Source organism: Haloferax sp. Atlit-6N (assembly GCF_003383195.1).
GTDB lineage: Archaea > Halobacteriota > Halobacteria > Halobacteriales > Haloferacaceae > Haloferax > Haloferax gibbonsii.
Genome location: NZ_QEQJ01000303.1, coordinates 1 through 467 on the forward strand (window position 1 = coordinate 1; position 467 = coordinate 467).

The 467-nt window shown below is 67.5% G+C and carries 1 protein-coding gene; it reads right to left on the minus strand.

From position 1 onward, the window contains the following. Positions 1–458: hypothetical protein (locus DEQ92_RS22465; RefSeq protein WP_199522982.1), on the minus strand; the 458-nt coding region annotated here is incomplete at its 3' end. Positions 459–467: the final 9 nt, after the last annotated feature.

The following is a 467-nucleotide window of genomic DNA, read 5'->3' on the forward strand; positions in this document are numbered from 1 at the left end:
TAGATCGTCCCCTCGACGTCGTCGTAGAGTCGGGCGAGGAGGTTCATCACCGTCTCGTGGTCGTGCTCGGGTGTGAAGACGTTCGGCCGGTCGTCGTTCCACGTGCCGACGAGGTCGACGACTGCGAGCCGTCCCGTCTCGAGTACGTTCTCGATGTCGTAGCCCTGCCCGTCGAGCAACTGGGCGGTCCGGTTCTCCCGGAGTTCGATCGTCGGTACGAGAACGACTCGGTCGTCGGTTTCGAGGCCGTGCTTCAGGAGCACGCTGAAGAGCGCCGTCAGGTTCGCACGCCCGTCGTGTTCGAGCAGGACGCCGGTCCCGCGGACGAGGCCGCCGCCGGCGAGTGCGTCGAGGCCGCCGATGCCGATCGGGCGGTGCCTGTGATCTTTCAGCTCGGGCGGTTGCGACCGGCGCTTCGGCGCGATTCGCAGACCCGCCGACCCGAACTCGACTTCCATCTCCCGGCG